18 protein-coding genes are annotated in these 15,849 nt (G+C 68.7%); 10 read left to right on the top strand and 8 right to left on the bottom strand.

Annotation, left to right across the window (positions count from 1 at the left end):
* Nucleotides 1-18 precede the first annotated feature (18 nt).
* Together ACIQVL_RS22340 and ACIQVL_RS22335 are read right to left on the bottom strand one after the other, a co-directional pair.
* Nucleotides 19-1,059, bottom strand: coding sequence for a LacI family DNA-binding transcriptional regulator (locus tag ACIQVL_RS22340; protein WP_403476167.1), 1,041 nt, complete (start codon nucleotides 1,057-1,059; stop codon nucleotides 19-21).
* A gap of 200 nt (nucleotides 1,060-1,259) precedes the next feature.
* Entirely contained in the window at nucleotides 1,260-1,934 is a 675-nt protein-coding gene (locus ACIQVL_RS22335; protein WP_403476166.1) for a TetR/AcrR family transcriptional regulator, read from the bottom strand.
* A 123-nt stretch (nucleotides 1,935-2,057) separates the two neighbouring features.
* On the opposite strand from ACIQVL_RS22335, the gene ACIQVL_RS22330 reads away from it, so the two are divergent.
* The 7 genes from ACIQVL_RS22330 (at nucleotide 2,058) to ACIQVL_RS22300 (ending at nucleotide 7,586) form a co-directional block, all read left to right on the top strand.
* The gene (locus ACIQVL_RS22330) at nucleotides 2,058-2,255 is read left to right on the top strand and encodes a ferredoxin (RefSeq protein ID WP_403476165.1); all 198 of its coding nucleotides are present in this window, start codon (nucleotides 2,058-2,060) and stop codon (nucleotides 2,253-2,255) included.
* On the top strand, nucleotides 2,252-3,478 hold the full coding sequence (locus ACIQVL_RS22325) for an NAD(P)/FAD-dependent oxidoreductase (protein WP_403476164.1): 1,227 nt from the start codon (nucleotides 2,252-2,254) through the stop codon (nucleotides 3,476-3,478). Before ACIQVL_RS22330 ends, ACIQVL_RS22325 begins: the two co-directional genes overlap by 4 nt.
* A gap of 37 nt (nucleotides 3,479-3,515) precedes the next feature.
* On the top strand, nucleotides 3,516-4,751 hold the full coding sequence (locus tag ACIQVL_RS22320; protein ID WP_403476163.1) for a cytochrome P450: 1,236 nt from the start codon (nucleotides 3,516-3,518) through the stop codon (nucleotides 4,749-4,751).
* A 55-nt stretch (nucleotides 4,752-4,806) separates the two neighbouring features.
* Nucleotides 4,807-5,568, top strand: a complete 762-nt coding sequence (locus tag ACIQVL_RS22315; RefSeq protein WP_403476162.1) for an SDR family NAD(P)-dependent oxidoreductase — start codon at nucleotides 4,807-4,809, stop codon at nucleotides 5,566-5,568.
* A gap of 84 nt (nucleotides 5,569-5,652) precedes the next feature.
* Nucleotides 5,653-6,519, top strand: a complete 867-nt coding sequence (locus ACIQVL_RS22310) for an SDR family NAD(P)-dependent oxidoreductase (protein WP_403476161.1) — start codon at nucleotides 5,653-5,655, stop codon at nucleotides 6,517-6,519.
* A gap of 58 nt (nucleotides 6,520-6,577) precedes the next feature.
* Nucleotides 6,578-7,354, top strand: coding sequence for an SDR family NAD(P)-dependent oxidoreductase (locus ACIQVL_RS22305; RefSeq protein WP_403476160.1), 777 nt, complete (start codon nucleotides 6,578-6,580; stop codon nucleotides 7,352-7,354).
* A gap of 97 nt (nucleotides 7,355-7,451) precedes the next feature.
* Nucleotides 7,452-7,586, top strand: a complete 135-nt coding sequence (locus ACIQVL_RS22300; protein WP_403436895.1) for a hypothetical protein — start codon at nucleotides 7,452-7,454, stop codon at nucleotides 7,584-7,586.
* A gap of 104 nt (nucleotides 7,587-7,690) precedes the next feature.
* On the opposite strand, the gene ACIQVL_RS22295 is transcribed toward ACIQVL_RS22300, so the two are convergent.
* The 3 genes from ACIQVL_RS22295 to ACIQVL_RS22285 all read right to left on the bottom strand — a co-directional run bounded on the left by ACIQVL_RS22295 (nucleotide 7,691) and on the right by ACIQVL_RS22285 (nucleotide 10,012).
* The gene (locus tag ACIQVL_RS22295) at nucleotides 7,691-8,731 is read right to left on the bottom strand and encodes a ketopantoate reductase family protein (RefSeq protein ID WP_403476159.1); all 1,041 of its coding nucleotides are present in this window, start codon (nucleotides 8,729-8,731) and stop codon (nucleotides 7,691-7,693) included.
* Between the two features lie 133 nt (nucleotides 8,732-8,864).
* Nucleotides 8,865-9,629 carry an NADPH-dependent F420 reductase gene (locus tag ACIQVL_RS22290; RefSeq protein ID WP_403476158.1) on the bottom strand — a complete coding sequence of 255 codons (765 nt, stop codon included), beginning with the start codon at nucleotides 9,627-9,629 and terminating at the stop codon, nucleotides 8,865-8,867.
* Nucleotides 9,626-10,012, bottom strand: coding sequence for an SDR family NAD(P)-dependent oxidoreductase (locus tag ACIQVL_RS22285; protein WP_403476225.1), 387 nt, complete (start codon nucleotides 10,010-10,012; stop codon nucleotides 9,626-9,628). The genes ACIQVL_RS22290 and ACIQVL_RS22285 overlap by 4 nt, the downstream gene beginning before the upstream one ends.
* Before the next feature lie 617 nt (nucleotides 10,013-10,629).
* On the opposite strand from ACIQVL_RS22285, the gene ACIQVL_RS22280 reads away from it, so the two are divergent.
* A complete protein-coding gene (locus ACIQVL_RS22280) occupies nucleotides 10,630-11,358 on the top strand; it encodes an MBL fold metallo-hydrolase (protein ID WP_403476157.1) in 729 nt (242 codons plus the stop codon).
* A 327-nt stretch (nucleotides 11,359-11,685) separates the two neighbouring features.
* On the opposite strand, the gene ACIQVL_RS22275 is transcribed toward ACIQVL_RS22280, so the two are convergent.
* Nucleotides 11,686-12,318 carry an MBL fold metallo-hydrolase gene (locus ACIQVL_RS22275; protein WP_403436901.1) on the bottom strand — a complete coding sequence of 211 codons (633 nt, stop codon included), beginning with the start codon at nucleotides 12,316-12,318 and terminating at the stop codon, nucleotides 11,686-11,688.
* Between the two features lie 277 nt (nucleotides 12,319-12,595).
* Here ACIQVL_RS22275 and ACIQVL_RS22270 point away from each other — a divergent pair, with 277 nt between their 5' ends.
* Nucleotides 12,596-12,979 (top strand): winged helix-turn-helix transcriptional regulator, encoded by a 384-nt coding sequence (locus ACIQVL_RS22270; protein WP_403476156.1) that lies wholly within the window; start codon nucleotides 12,596-12,598, stop codon nucleotides 12,977-12,979.
* Nucleotides 12,980-12,988: 9 nt separating this feature from the next.
* Here ACIQVL_RS22270 and ACIQVL_RS22265 read toward each other — a convergent pair whose 3' ends face one another.
* The gene (locus ACIQVL_RS22265; protein WP_403476155.1) at nucleotides 12,989-14,029 is read right to left on the bottom strand and encodes an Lrp/AsnC family transcriptional regulator; all 1,041 of its coding nucleotides are present in this window, start codon (nucleotides 14,027-14,029) and stop codon (nucleotides 12,989-12,991) included.
* 74 nt (nucleotides 14,030-14,103) lie between these two features.
* On the opposite strand from ACIQVL_RS22265, the gene ACIQVL_RS22260 reads away from it, so the two are divergent.
* Nucleotides 14,104-14,928: a class II aldolase/adducin family protein gene (locus tag ACIQVL_RS22260; protein ID WP_403476154.1), complete on the top strand. Its 825-nt coding sequence runs from the start codon at nucleotides 14,104-14,106 to the stop codon at nucleotides 14,926-14,928.
* A 37-nt stretch (nucleotides 14,929-14,965) separates the two neighbouring features.
* Here ACIQVL_RS22260 and ACIQVL_RS22255 read toward each other — a convergent pair whose 3' ends face one another.
* Nucleotides 14,966-15,820, bottom strand: a complete 855-nt coding sequence (locus ACIQVL_RS22255; RefSeq protein ID WP_403476153.1) for a MaoC/PaaZ C-terminal domain-containing protein — start codon at nucleotides 15,818-15,820, stop codon at nucleotides 14,966-14,968.
* Between the last annotated feature and the right edge of the window lie 29 nt (nucleotides 15,821-15,849).

Below are 15,849 nucleotides of genomic sequence, written 5' to 3'. Positions count from 1 at the left end.
GGAGCACGGACCGCGGTCTCACTCCGCGGCGACCTCGCGAGGCGCCGATGTCGAGGTGCGCAGAACGAGCTGCGTCGCCAGTTCGATCCGCGAGGAGGCGGGCGGCCTTCCCTCCGACAACTGGACAAGGACTCTGGTGGCCTCATGGCCAAGCTCCTCGAAGGGCTGGCGCACCGCGCTCAGCGGTGGACAGGCCATCGCCGCCACGTGGGTGTCGTCGAAGGACATGACCGCCAGGTCCTCGGGCACGCTGAGCCCGTGCTGGCGAGCGGCCTCCAGGACGCCGAGCGCCTGCGCGTCACTGGCCGCGAATACGGCCGTGGGCGGATCGTCAGAAGCCAGGATCCGCAGGCTGGCGAGCAGCGCCTCTTCGAAGTCGAAGTCGGTCGAGCGCACGATCGCCGGGTCGTAGGCAATCCCGGCCTCCTCGATCGCGGCGCGGTAGCCGTGCAGCCGGGCCGCCCCGGCCAGCGAGTGCGAACGGCCCGCGACCATGCCGATCCGGGTGTGCCCGAGCCCGATCAGATGCTGCACGGCTTCCCTGGCGCCGCTCCAGTTCGTCACGCCGATGCTCGGAATGTCGTGGGTGGGTGCGCTGAGCGGATCGACCAGCACCACCGGCAGCCGCTGCTCGATGATGCGGCGCTGGTCCTCCTCGGCCAGCATCGAGATCACGATGATCAGCCCGGCCGCGCCCAGAGCGACGCACTCCTCCAGCCACTGGGAGATCGAGCGATGCGCGGTCGTTCCGGTCACCACGTCGATGCCGATCTCGTCCGCCGCGTCCACGATCCCGCGCACGACCTCCAGGGTGTACGGCCCGGACAGGTCCCGGAACACCGCGATGATCTGGCGCGGCACCGCGGGATCCGGCTCCCCGGGTCGGACGTACCCGTGCCGCTCCAACAGCTCCTCGACCCGGGCACGCGTCGTCGCACCGACGTCATGTCGCCGGTGCACCACCTTGGAGACGGTGCTGAGCGATACGCCGACCTCGCTCGCGATGCTCGTCAGCAGACCGTACTGCGCTTCCCGGTGCGCCTTGCTCTGCGCTGTCACCTGATGCCTGTTCTCGTCATCGACACCGATGCGTCGCTCCACACCAGGTCTCTTGCAGCAGTTCGCCTGCAAGTTAACGGGACAACAGTCCGCAAACAAGACCTGGCCAGGGTGGTAGCTCCCAGCGGCTGCGGTAGCTGATACCGGCGTCACTCAGCTCTGGTACGCACTCCATGGGGGCGGGGAATCGACGCCGAGGATCACCTGGCCGCGGCCTCGCCCCGTTGGCGGACGAAACCGCCGAACGTCGGATGGTCAGGTGTTCCGTCGCCGCACTTCAGCAGCGGGGTCACCGGGGGCAGGGGGCTGGCGTTGACGGGCGACAGGGCGTCGAGGACAAGCGCGATGTAGCGGCGCCAGCCCTCTGTCTCGGGATCCATGTTCCACAGGACGCTGGTGAGCATTCCCATGATCCTCTGGACGTCGTCGGGGACGAGGTCGGCCCGGATGGCGCCGGCCTGCTGTCCGCGCTGGACGAGCAGCATCAGCGAGTCGAGGAACGGGGCGCTGATCTCCGTGGTGAGGGCACCAGAGTTCTGCGCGGCGGCCAGCGTGTTGCGCTCGCGGGCCGTCATGGCCAGCGCGGCTTCCAACAGGGTGACCAAGCCCTGTAGTGGGTCGTCGTCGTCCATGGCCCGCTCGATGGCCGGCGAGAGCCGCTCGCTCACACTCTGCTGGAGCGCGGCACGGACGAGTGCTTCCTTGTTCGGGAAGTGGCGGTAGAGCGTCGCGATACCCACGGCGGCGCGGCGGGCAATGTCCTCCAGCATCGCGTCGGGGCCACTCTCGGCGTACACCTCCCGCGCGGCTCGCAGGATCCTTTCGCGGTTGCGCGCGGCGACAGCCTGGTTCCGTCGTGGGACATCGGTGGTCATGGAGGAAGAGTAGCGCCGATAGTTGACTATCGGCATGGGATGGGGTTCGCTGCATCAGGAAGGTGATAGTCAACTATCGGCGTGGCCCTTCCGGCGGCGCCGTGTGCGGCTGAGGAGATCCCGATGAAAGTCGAAATCGAGGACGCTAAGTGCGTCGCCTCGGGGCAGTGCGTACTGGTCGCACCCGAGGTCTTCGACCAGCGTGACGATGACGGCATGGTGGTGCTGCTGACCGATACCCCGGGCCCGGACCTGCAGGACGCCGTCCGCGAGTCCGCCATGGTCTGCCCGGCCGTCGCCATCCGCCTGGTGGAGCGGTGAAACGGATTGTGATCGTCGGGGCGTCCGCGGGGGGTCTGGCCACCGCGGAGGCGCTGCGCCGGTTCGGGTACGAGGGCACGGTCACGCTCGTCGGCGACGAGCCGTATCTGCCGTACGACCGCCCGCCACTGTCCAAGCAGATCCTCTCCGGGGAATGGCAGCCCGACAGGATCCAGCTGCGCGGGAGGAGCGAGCTCGACTCCCTGGGGCTGGACCTGCGCCTGGGGATGAGGGCAACCGGCCTTGATATGGCGGCGCGAACGGTGACGTTGGCCGACGGCACGCTCGTGCGGTACGACGGCCTGGTCGTGGCGACCGGCGTGCGCCCGCGCGTTCTGCCGGACTGCGAGGGGGTTGCCGGAGTCCACACGCTGCGCACCCTTGACGACGCTCTGGCGTTGAAGGCACGGCTGCGCGCGGGGCGGAGGCTGGTCATCGTCGGCGCCGGATTCGTCGGTGCCGAGGTGGCAGCCGTCGCGCGGGGGCTCGGTGCGGAGGTGACGGTGCTGGAAGCGGGCCCGGTACCGCTCGCACAGGCCGTGGGTGAGCAGGCAGGACGATTCCTCGCCCGGATCCACCGTGACCATGGCGTCGCCTTGCGCACCGGAGTCACAGCGGCCGGGGTCCTCAGCTCCGGGCGTGAGGTCACCGGGGTCATACCGTCCGACGGCCGGGTGATCCCCGCCGACGACGTGCTGATCGCCATCGGCTCCCTGCCCAACACCGATTGGCTGGACGGCAGCGGGCTCACCGTGGACAACGGGCTGGTCTGCGACGAGTTCAGCGCCGCCGCACCCGGCGTGTACGCGGTCGGGGACGTGGCCCGCTGGTACAACCCGCTGTTCGGTACGGCGATGCGCGTGGAGCACCGTACCCACGCCGCCGAACAGGCCGTGGCCGTGGCCCGGAACCTGCTCGCCCCGGAACCGGGCCTTCGCCGCCCGTTCGCCCCGGTGCCCTACTTCTGGTCCGACCAGTACGAGATGAAGATCCAGGCGTACGGACATCTGCACGGACACGACGAAGCGGTGGTCGTGCACGAAGACTCGCGGGGCCTGCTCGTCGCCTATCGCACCGACGACCGGCTGAGCGGAGTCCTGGCCGTCGGTGTCCCGCCGAAGGCCCTGCGCGGCTGGCGGTCGCTCATCGCGGCCGGAACCACATGGCACCACGCCGTGTCGAAGGCGGCGGACGCCGCGTTCGCCGGCACGGCCCTCCCATAATCCCCCTTCCACGCTCTCCCCCCACTGGAGTCGTTCCATGAGCACCACGACCGACACGACGTGCCCCGCCCACGACGGCGAATCGCTTCCCGCCTTCCCCCTCGCGCGTGACGCCCGCTGCCCGTTCGACCCGCCCGCGCAGTACGCCGACTGGCGCCGCGAGAACGGTCCGCGACGGGCGATGTTCTACGGCGAGCCCGTGTGGGTGGCGAGCCGGTTCGCCGACATCCGAGCGGCCCTCACCGACCCGCGCATGAGCGCGGACAACACCCAACCGGGCTTCCCGTCCGTTCAGGCTCCGGCCGCTCAGGAGACCCCGCCCTCCTTCACACGCATGGACGACCCGGAGCACGCCCGGCTTCGCCGCATGCTCACCGGGGAGTTCACCGTCAAGCGGGTCGGGCAGATGCGGCCGCAGATCCAGGAGCTTGTCGACGAATTCCTCGACAAGATGGTGGAGGAAGGACAGTCGGCGGACCTCGTGACCGCGTTCGCGCTGCCGGTCCCCTCGATGGTCATCTGCCTGCTGCTCGGCGTGCCGTACGAGGACCACGAGTACTTCCAGGGCCAGAGCACGACCCTGCTGAGCCAGGCCGCCTCAGGCGATGAGAAGAGCGCGGCCATCAACGCTCTGTACACGTACATGCTCGGCCTGGTGGAACGCAAGGAGCGGGAGCCGGACGACGCGCTGCTGAGCCGACTGGTACGAGAGCGTGTCGAGACCGGTGAGCTCAGCCGCGAAGAACTGGCGATGAACTCGATGACCCTGCTGTTCGCCGGGCACGAGACCACGGCCAACATGATCGGCCTCAGCACGCTGACCCTGCTGGAGAACCCCGAGCAGCTCACGCGCGTCCGCGACACCGAAGACCCCGCCCTGGTCGCAGGCGCGGTCGAGGAACTGCTGCGCTACCTGACCATCCCCCTCGATGTCGTCGTCCGCGTCGCGGTCGAGGACCTCACCATCGGAGACCAACTCATCCGGGCCGGCGAGGGAATGGTGATGAACCTTCCCGCCGGCAACCGGGACGCGGCCTTCGTCGACCGGCCCGACACCTTCGACATCGACCGCAGCGCCCGCGGCCACCTCTCCTTCGGCTACGGCGTCCACCAGTGCCTCGGCCAGTCCCTGGCCCGGGCGGAACTCGAGATCGCGCTGCCCACGCTCCTGCGCAGGCTGCCGGGGCTGCGGCTGACCGTGCCCTTCGAGCAGGTCGAGTTCCGCTACGACATGAGCACCTACGGCGTGCGCGCACTGCCGGTCACGTGGTGACGTCTTCCGCGCCGGCCCGCTGCACAACGACGCGCTCAACACCAAGGAGAGGCACATGAGGGGACTGCGGGGTAAGAGGATCATCATCGCCGGAGGCGCGACCGGGATCGGCGCCGCGACGGCCGAGCGGCTCGCCGAGGAAGGCGCCTCGGTCATGGTCGGCGACATCAACGTCGCGGGTGCCGAGAGCACCGTCAAGCGCATCACGGAGGCAGGCGGGAACGCCATCGCCGCCGAGTTCGACCTCGGCAACGAGAACTCGATCCAGGAGCTGGTTGCGGCGACCGTCACCGAGTTCGGTGGCGTCGACGGGCTCTACAACGTCGGTGCCGACCTCTCCGAGCCCACCCTCGGCCGGGACACGGACCTGCTCGCCATGGACCCGGCGGTGTGGCGGCGCACGCACGAGGTGAACCTGCTCGGCTACGCGCTGACCTGTCGGTCGGTCCTTCCGTATCTCCTGGACCAGGGCGGCGGCGCCATCGTCAACACCTCGTCGAACGCCGCGTGGATCGGCGAACCGGAACGCCCCGCGTACGCCGCCTCCAAGGCAGGGATCAACGCCCTCACCCGGCACATCGCCTCCCGCTGGGGCAAGGAGGGCATCCGGTGCAACGCGGTGGCGCCCGGCCTGGTCCTGGGCGACAAACCGCAGGGCGACTACGTGCCGCCCGCGTACCTGCAGGTCACTCGGAGCCCGCGGCCCGGCGAACCTGCGGATCTCGCCGCCACGGTCGCCTTCCTGCTCTCCGGCGACGCGGCCTGGGTCAGTGGGCAGGTCTGGTCGGTCTGTGGCGGAATGAGTCTGCGTGACTGAGGAACCGACCACTTCCCGCAGCGGTCGCCCCTGCCGGGCGAAGACACCACAGCAAGAGAGCGACGAGGCAAGAAGGTGAAGAAGATGACGCACAGTACGGTGCAGGACTTCCAGGGCAGAACGGTGGTGATCACCGGGGCCAGTGCCGGGATCGGGGCCGCGGCGGCGCGCCGGTTCGCCGCGCTGGGGGCCACGGTCGCGGTCGTGGGACGGTCCAAGGACAAGACGGCTGCCGTCGCGGCCCAGGTCGGCGGCAGGGCGCACCTGGTGGACTTCGGTTCACTGGACAGCGTGCGCGGCCTCGCCGCCGACCTGCTGGCCGCCTACGAGCGGATCGACATCCTCGCCAACAACGCGGGCGCGATGTTCGCCGACCGCCGGACCAGTGCCGACGGCCACGAGATGAACTTCCAGGTCAACCACCTGTCACCGTTCCTTCTCACGAACCTGCTCCTGGACCGGCTGGTCACGTCCCCGGACGCCCGGGTGATCAACACGGGGAGCCTGCAGTACCGCAAGGGCCGCCTGGACCTGGATGACGTCGACGGCAGCGAGGTCCCCTACAACTCGCTCAAGGCGTACGGCGCATCCAAACTCGCCACGGTCTTGTTCACTCAGGAGCTCGCGCGACGCATGGCGGGCACCAGCGTCACCACCTCGGCCTTTCACCCCGGAGGGGTCGCCACCGAAGTCAACAGTGACAACCGATTCCAACGGCTGGTCATGGAGTCCTGGCTGGGCAGGCGCATTCTGCTCAGCCCCGAGCAGGGCGCGGAACCTCTCCTGCACCTGGCCGCCGTAGCCGACCCTCAGTCGGTCAACGGCGCCTACTTCCACCGCCTCACCCGCGAGGAACCGAAGAACGAGCAGGCACATGACCCGCAGTTGGCCCGGCAGTTGTGGGAACGGTCGGCCGAGCTGACCGGCATCCCTGTGCCGCACCGGCCGTAGTGCCTCCGTGGCGGCGATCGACCGGCAGCACTGACGAGGAGCGGGAGGTAGGGAGAACATGAGGGGACTGCGGGGCAAAAGGATCATCATTGCCGGCGGGGCCACCGGAATCGGCGCCGCCACGGCCGAGCGACTCGCCGAAGAAGGCGCCTCGGTCGTCGTCGGCGACATCAACCTGGCGGGCGCGGAGGCCACCGCCAAGCGCGTCAGTGGAGCCGGCGGGACGGCGTTCGCCTGGAAATTCGACCTCAGCGACGAGGACTCGATCCGAGAACTTGTCGACCGGACCGTCACCAAGTTCGGAGGAGTCGACGGTCTCTACAACGTCGGCGCCGACCTGTCGCCGGACACCATTGGCAGGGACGCCGACCTGCTGGGAATGGACCCGGCTGTGTGGCGCCGCACCTACGACGTGAACCTCCTCGGCTATGCGCTCACCTGCCGCACCGTTCTCCCGCACCTGCTCGGGCAGCGGGGCGGAGTCATCGTCAACACCTCGTCCCAGGCGGCGTGGGGTGGTGAGCCGGAGCGCCCCGCGTACGCCTCGTCCAAGGCCGGTATCAACGCACTGACCCGCCACATCGCCTCCCGTTGGGGCAAGGAGGGCATCCGCTGCAACGCGGTCGCCCCCGGTGCGGTCATGGGCGAGACACAGCTGCGGATGGGGATCATCGATGAGCAGATGCAGGCGATGGCTCTGCAGATGCAGCGGAGCCCGCGCCTCGGAGTGCCCTCCGACCTCGCCAACGCCGTCACCTTCCTCTTCTCCGACGACGCGGAATGGATCAACGGCCAGACATGGTCCATCTGCGGAGGCATAAGCCTGCGTGAGTGAATCGCGTGCCGCAGCGCAGTCGCTCTGACCTGCGCCGTCTTCCCTGCGGTTCTCCGAGGCCCCCTGGCCAGGAGGGGCCGGCAGGATCGAGGCCACCGTGACCTCGATCCTGCGCATGTCACTGACACACGACCAGCACGTGCACGCCGGCGGGGGCGCAGGGACCTTCATCGAGCACCTAGCCGTGGCGCTGTCCGACCTCTCGGCATTCGAAGTCGAAGAGGTCGAGTAAGCCCGTCAACATCGCCCTTTACACGGGCCTCTCTGCGCGCATTCGCGGTCCGGCGGCGATTCTGCCGACCACCGAAGGCCGCTTCGTACCTCACACAGGCTTCGTCAGCCCACTACGGTCCGAGCGGCCTGCTCGTGTGCCTCCAGGAGCTCCAGCAAGGCCCGGAGTGCGTTCATCGGCCGGCCCTGTCGTCGGCCCTCGTCGAGGCTCCTGTACATGGATTCCACGCCCTGCGCACGAACCTTGCCACCGTGGTGGAAGCGTTCGAAGGCCGGGGAGTCCATCGGCAGCATGTCCCGTTCGGACTTGACGTGCACCATCTTGTTCACGCGGGGGCCAATGACCAGGGACAACGCCTTGCCCCGCCAGCCGTGTTGCGGCTGCGTGAGGATTTCCTTCTGGGCCTGGCAGGCGAGGCGCCAGAGTCGCTTGTTCCGCGTGACGGTGGCGATGTCGGCCCATCCCTCCAGTTCGAACGCCACGTAGACCGGAAAGGCGATGGTGGAGAAGATGCTGGACATGTCTTTGCTGAACCGGGCGCACTTGGAGACACCGGAGCGCTCGTAGAGCGCGGCGAACCGCTTCGCGGCCGCCGGGTTGCCGGTCTCGACACGGAAGCCTTTACGGCTCTTGGGATGCCTGTAGCAGATGGCTGCCTGTGCGACCTTCGCCGGATCCGTCGGCGGATGCACCGGAAGGCCGGCGCCGGCCTGATGGCTGAGCATGCCGAGGAAGCCGTGCAGCAAGCGGCTTTCGGGAATGCCCATCGTCTCCAGGTAGTGTTCGCGCACGCCCATGCCGAAGGCACACATGATGACGGTCGCGTCGGACGGACGGATGGCGTCGCCGAGAGCACGCAGCATGTCCGTACCGGCCTCGCTGAGGCTGGCGTGACCGTCGAGTGTGACAAGGACGAACTCGAAACGCCGCCCCGCCAGTTCGGAGACATCCTCGACGATGTCGTAGCCATCGAAAGTCTTCAGTGAGACGTCGTCGTAGCAGTAGAGCCGCTGCGGGGCTTCGAAAGCGGCCTTGCGTCCGGGGCGGACCAGGAAGGTGACGTCGGCGTCGCCCAGGCTGAGGTGATAACCGACGGGGAGTCCTGTCGCGCCGGCTCCGACGATAAGGACTGCGGGCTTGGTCATGGATTGCTCCTGGTCAACACGTGATTGCTCGACATCGGTCCGCTGGGGTGGTCGGTACCTCGGGGCGCCCCCGGCCCCGCGCCGGTACGGCTGCTTCGGCGCGGCCGTGCCGGCCGGTCTTCGGGTCGACGGTTCAGCCGTCGGCCGAATCGGCCGCACCCGGGAATTGCCCGCCCGCGGGACCTCGGACGGCACTGCCGGTCAGTCCCCTCACCCGGTCGACGGGCACCATGACTCCCGGAGTCTCTACAAACAAGCGGTACGCCTCTTCAGGGCTGAGTCCCTCGGAAGGCTCCCCCGGGAAGTACGGCTTGACGTAGACGGGTGTCTCGGGCTCAGTGCGCCAGCTATCAGCGAGGGTGCCGATATCCACCGCGTCGTAACCGAGGGCGTCCAGCAGGTTGGCCGCCTGACCCTTGGCGTCCACGCTGTCGCCCGCGATGGGCAACGCGCTGCGGTCCTCGGCTCCGGAGACCCGGGCGAGGGTGACCAGACGGTGGAAGTCGATGTTGTTGAACGCCTTCACCACACGCGCGTCGGCCAGATGCCGCTGGACGAGTTCGCTGGAGGTCGCCACCTTCGCGTCCAGCTCGGCGATGCTGCCATCGCGGTCCGGGTAGTAGTTCATCGTGTCGAGCACGGTCTTGCCGGCCAGGGCGGCGGCGGGCAGCTTACGGTAGGCGCCCAGCGGAATGGTGGCCACCACCAGGTCGCCTGCCTCGGCGGCTTCGGCCGGCGTCGCCGCGCGGGCCCGTGTACCGAGTTCGGCGACGAGGCCGGCGAGGGATTCCGGGCCGCGGGAGTTGCTCAGCACGACGTCCAGGCCGGCGCCGACAGCCAGGCGGGCCAGTGAGCCGCCGATCATGCCGGCACCGATGAGTCCGAGCGTTTTCGTCATAGGGCTACGTCTCCACGGGGTGGGTGAAGTAAGGGAAATGTGGTGCCGGGGTCGGCGGACTCGCCTCGCCACGGGCTGCGCGTGACCTGTAGATGCGCCGTCGACACTTGGCCGGCCGTCGCCTTGGTCCCAGGACGATGCCAGGCGCCAAACCCCCAACGGGAGGAGGTGTTTCGGGTCAGCGCTTCGATACCGGCCTTGGAAGCTGCGTATGCGGGGCGCTCGGGCTCACCGACCCACGCGACGGACGAGGTGTTGCCGATGACCTCGCCACCCTGCCTGAGGGAGTGCGGGAGAACCGCTCGCACGACCGGGGCGCCCTCCTCAGCGAACCGCTCCGCGGAGGCAGCGCCGACGCCAGTGGCACCACCGGCGATGACCATCCTCCTGCCCTGCGGTTCCCTCATGATCCTCTCAGTTCCTTTGAGCAGGCCCCATACCGAGGGGACCCTCGCTCGCGGGCCCCGGGACGCGCTGGCGCCGTCGGCCACGACAGAGACCAGAAACGATACCCAGCTATCGAATACCTCGGAGTCAACCGCACCATCGAGCGATAGTCAACTATCGAAACCTCGGTCGCGAGCCGAAAGGCCCCAAGGACGCACGGCCATCGGCCCGCGAAGCGGGCGCATTCCTGCAGTGGCCATGGACCGATGCACCAATTCGTGCAAGCTACCGTCCCGAACCGCAGGCCTTCGTAGCCTGACGCCACCCAGCCCGCCTCAGCCCCCACGAGGTCGCCATGCCGGTTTCGCCTCCCCACGACGACGCGGCCGACCGCCTTTCCAGGCGTCGCTTCACCCGAGCCACAGCCTTTGCACTCGCCGCCGGCCTCAGTTCGGTCGATCTCGCATCCCCGGCGTCGGCCATCGGAGCTGGCGGGCGAGCGTACTACGACCGTGCCCGCAGACTGGCGGGGAGCGACCCGGTTCTGCTCGCCCTCGCCACGGGGATGGACCCCGCCACCCCTCCGGGCACGAGTCCGCCGGCGCCGGAACCCGTGAAGCTCTTCGACAACCTCGCCCTGCTGAGCATGGGCCCGGTCTCCGCCATGGCTGTGCTGACCCGTGAAGGGGTCGTGCTGATCGACGCGCTCACCGCCCCGGAGGATGCTGAGAACGTTCTCGTCCCCGGACTGCGGTGCGTGGGCGCCCGTCCCGAGATGGTCAAGTACGTCGTCGTCACACACGGCCACTTCGATCATTTCGGGGCCGCGCAGTACTTCGCCGACCGCTACGGAGCACGTGTTCTGATGTCGGCAGCCGACTGGGATCTCCTCGATCGCACCCGTCCGGCGAACGCCCCCGCCCGAGACCTGGAGATCACGGATGGGCAACGGATCACGCTCGGCGGCACGACGCTCCACTTCTATCACACACCAGGCCATACGGCGGGCACCGTCTCGGCGATCCTGCCCGTACGGGCGGCCCGTGAGCGCCACATGGCCATGCTGTGGGGCGGCATCAGGCCACCCGCCGCACCCGGGGACCTGCGCACCTACCTGGCGTCCATCGAGTCCTTCCGGGTCCGGATGCGACAGGCCGGGGTGGACGCCGAACTGTTCAACCACCCCGCCGACTACACGCTCGAACGCGTGGAACAGCTTCACAGCCGGCCCGGTGGGCCGAATCCGTTCATCCTCGGCCAGTGGCGGACGCAGCACTTCATGACGGTGATGGCGCTCATGGTGCGCGGCAGGATCGCCGACGCCGAAGCGCCCACCACGTAGAACAGCGAGGTCCTGACGCCGTAGCCGTACCGTGCTTCGCCGTCGCGCCGCCCGATCTCCGTCGGCGGCACCCAGGGGGTGTCACCGACGGTCGGCATGAGTGGCAGCCATCGGCGCGATCCTCCGCGCACCGGGTCGACAAAGCCGGGGAAACCGCGAGTCCGCTGCCTACGCCCGCACAAAGGCCCAACGGACGGCGAACCGGACGAGCGCAACCCGGGCGAGGCCAGCGATGAACACGGCGGAGACGGCCGATTCGACCCCACGCGCGGTCATCACGATCACGCGACCGGATCCGTTCCAGCCGACAAGCTCGCGCCTGCGGCGTCAGGCGTCGGTCGAGTCGCCGACGCCGAGGTGCGCGCTCTCGGGCTTGGTCAGCGCGCCGATGACCTTGCCGTAGAGGTTCTCGCCGATCGGGTTCAGGATTCCGTTGTGGACGTCGATGGTGCGGGCGGGGTTGAGCTCGCGGATGTAGTCGACGACCTCCTCGGACTTGCTCCAGGGGGCGGCGATCGGGAACAGCAGCGTCTGCACGGCGCGGTCCGGCAGGGTGAGCGCGTCACCGGGGTGGAAGAGCGAGTCGTCGATCAGGAAGCCGACGTTCTGGCTCTTGGGCAGGTCCGGGTGGATGGCGGCGTGGAACTCACCGTAGACGTTCACATCGAAACCGGCCGCGGTGAACGCGTCGCCCTGGCCGACCGTGTGCACCCTGCCGGGGAAGGCCGCCGCCAGCTGGTCGGTCACCGTGCTGTGACTCCACAGCTCGGCGGCCGGGTTGGCCTCCAGCGCGGCCCGGATCCGCTCCTCGTTGAAGTGGTCCGGGTGCTCGTGAGTGACGAGGAACGCGTCGGCGCCCGCCGCCTCGTCCGGCGCCCCGAACAGGCCGGGGTCGAGGACCAGGACACGTCCGTCCTTCTCCAGACGGACGGACGAGTGGGTGTTCTTGGTGAGCTTCATGGTCTGACTTTCTTTCCGGGGTACGGAGCGGAGCCGTGGGTCTTCAGGTTGTCCGCGGCGGAACCGAAGCGCATGTCGGCCGGCCTCGTGCAACACCAGTCCTAACGAACCGTTTCAGAGGTACATTCCCATTCGCCAGTACCCACTTCTAGGTTAGTTTTGTAGATTGAGCCTTTTTCTTGACATCACAGGCATTCCCAAAGGGTATGGCGGCCGTCCCTTCCGTGTGACGAACAATCCCCGTCGCCGGTACCCACCCATGAGTTATTTTTTGAGGATGACGACTTCTGTTGAGACCGCGGGTGAGGGGCCTGCCACCTTTCGGCGGGACTGCGCGACTCGGACGGTCCTCGATCACGTCACGAGCCGCTGGGGCGTACTGATCCTGCTCGCGCTGGCCCGGTCCACCATGCGCTGGGGCGAACTGCGGAAAGTCGTCGACGGGATCAGCGACAAGATGCTCAACCAGAACCTGCGCATCTTCGAGGTCGACGGACTCGTCACCCGCACCTCCTACCCCGAGGTGCCGCCCCGCGTGGAGTACTCCCTCACGCCGCTGGGTCGTGATCTGGTCGACCACATGCTGCCGCTCACCCGCTGGATCGCCCTCCACGCGGACGACATCGTCGGCACGTCCGCCACCGGGTCCTCCACCGGCTGACGGCGGGCCTCACCCAGCGCTCACGGGAACGGTGGCGACCCGCCGGCCGTGATCGTCGAGAATGTGGCCGTACAGCTTGATCGTGCGGTAGGCGATGCTTCGGTCGTGCACGAGGAGTTCGGGCACGGTTTCGTTCAACTCGCATTCCAACCGTCGGACATCGACGACGGAGTGGAGACAGCTCACGAGCAGGACGTTGCGCGGACCTGCCAGCGCGACGCAGGTCCGCGTCTCGGGTCGTCGTCGAAGCCGGTCGCCGATCCGCGCCAGAGCGTGCGCCGGGGCGCTGCACCAGTAGACCGCCGTGACCGGCCAGCCGGCCGTCGCGCGGGCGAGTTCGCAGCGCAGGACAAGACACCCTGACGCCGTCAGTGCCTCGACACGTCGCCGCACGGTGGCGGGGCTCATCGACAGCTGACGGGCGAGCGAGGCGTTGCCGACGCGTCCGTCCGTATGCAGTGCGGCGACGATCGCACGGTCGGTGGGGGTCAGCGTCCTGCCGCGTGTCCCGACCACCGTTGTGGCCCGCCGCAACCTGTTCTGTTGTGCGGGGTCGAGCAGGTCGAGACGCCACCCGCCGGCTTCGGCGAGGAGACCGGTGACGAAGTGACATCGGATGCCGGAGACTCCCGGCATCCGGCCGAGCCGTCCGTCCACGAATTCCGACATGGCCGCGAGATCCTCGGTGTCGACACCGACGATCAGATCGCCGCTGCCGGCGACATGGTCGATCGTGAAGGCCCGCGGGTCGCGTGCGAGTTCATCAGCGACCTCGCGAGCGCGTCCAGGTCGGCAGTCGACCTCGACCACGGCCGAGCAGAGCGAGTCCGCCAAACCGGGTGTCGGTGAGGTACAGATCCATGACCACCCGCCCTCGACCAGACGGGCCCACCTCCTGCCCACGGTCGCCGGATCCAGACCGAGGACCGACCCCAGTAACTGCCATGTGGCCCGCGGATGGATCTGCAGGGCGTTGACCAATTCCAGATCCGTCTGGTCCGGGCTGCTCGATTCCTGCATCACAGGCCGAGTTCGGACGTTCTCATGCATCGTGTCAGTGACCTCCCTGCTGCGTCGCACCATGGCTCCGACATCCCGACACCGCTGTCGAGAGGAGCCGCCGCATGACGATCAGCAACGCAGTGCGAGAGGACGTGAGGACGGAGACCGACCCGGTCCGCCTGGTCCATGACCCCTTGGGCCGGTTGCGGCCGCCGACCTTCCACTCCCCGGAGGCGGAGCGACAGCACCGCAAGGAACGGCTGGCCGGCGCCCTGCGCATCTTCGGCCGCGAGGGATACAACGACGGGGCGGCCGGCCACATCACCGTGCGGGATCCGATCGACCCCAGCACGTTCTGGGTGAATCCGCTCGGGGTCAGCTTCAACCGCGTGCGCGTGTCGGACCTGCTGCGCATCGACTCGTCCGGTCAGGTCATCGACGGCGACCGGCCGGTGAATCCCGCCGCGTTCTGCATCCATGCCGCGATCCACCGGGCCCGCCCCGACGTGATGGCGGCGGCCCACGCGCACACGAAGTACGGTCTGGCGTTCGCCAGTCTCGGCAAGCCGCTCGCGCCGCTCACCCAGGACGCGTGCGCCTACTACGGCCAGCACGCCGTCTTCGAGGAGTTCGGAGGGCTGGTCGTCGACTCCGAGTACGCCGACCGCCTCGCCCGCGCGCTGGGTCCGCACAAGGCGCTCATCCACCGCAACCACGGCCTGATCACCGTGGGTGACTCGGTGGACGCGGCCGCCTGGTGGTTCATCGGCCTCGACCGGTCCTGCCAGGCGCAGCTCGTCGCCGAGGCGGCGGGCACACCGATCGAGATCGACCGCGCCAACGCCGAGCTCACCGCGGCCCAGGTGGGACGCCCGTTCATCGGCTGGCTCAGCTTCCAGCCGATGTGGGACGACATCATCCATGACCATCCCGACCTCCTCGACTGAGCAGGTCGACCTCGTGATCCGAGACGTCGTCCACGGCCTACACCGCGCGGTACTCGGCGGTGCCACGGTCGAGGACGACATCTCCCTTGCCGTTGACCGTCTGGAACAGGGCGCGGCCGTCCTCGTCCCACACCCGCGCGGTGAGCACGTCACCGGGCATCACCGGACGCGAGAAGCGGGCCGACATGGACCGGAGCCGACTCGGCCGGCCGGCCCCGACGGTGTGCAGAAGTGCGCGGCAGGTGAATCCATAGGTGCACATGCCGTGCAGGATCGGGCGCGGGAAGCCGGCCCGTTCGGCGACGGTGGGGTCCGAGTGCAGGGGATTGCGGTCACCCGTGAGGCGGTAAAGCAGCGGCTGGTCCCGGCGGGTCCGGTACACGACCTCGTGGTCGGGCTTGCGCGCGGGGAGTTCCCAGGGAGCGGCCTCGGGACCCCGCTCGCCACCGAATCCGCCTTCGCCCCGGACGAAAAAGCCACCAGTACTGGTCACCAACGGCTGTCCGGTCCTGACGTCGATCGCCGTGCTCTCCTGGACCAGGAGCGCGGCCTTCCCCTTGTCGTAGGCGCCCGTCAGGGTCGAAATCGCCCGGACGCCGCCCGCCGGCGGAATCGGGGCGTGGAAGAGTACGGACTGCTCGGCGTGCACGAGTCTGGCCACGTCGAAGTCGCCCAGCGCCCGGGGGCTGCGCGCGGCCGCGACCACGCACCCGAACGTCGGGACGACCTGTTGCTCGATGCCATGGGAGTTCTCGGTGGTGAACGCGAGCTCCTCTGCGGGCTCGTCCGCGCCCGCTCCGACAGCGAGCGCGTAGAGCAGCGTGTCCCGCTCGGTCCATTCGCGTAGGACCGGTTCGGTCGGCCGGCCGAGCAGATCAAGGTTGAGACTCATGCCGAGCATGATGCCGACGGCCTGACGAG

The organism is Streptomyces sp. NPDC090499, from assembly GCF_044769305.1.
Taxonomy (GTDB): Bacteria; Actinomycetota; Actinomycetes; order Streptomycetales; family Streptomycetaceae; genus Streptomyces.
Note: the sequence above shows the minus strand (reverse complement) of the source record. Positions and strands in the feature narration are given on the sequence as shown.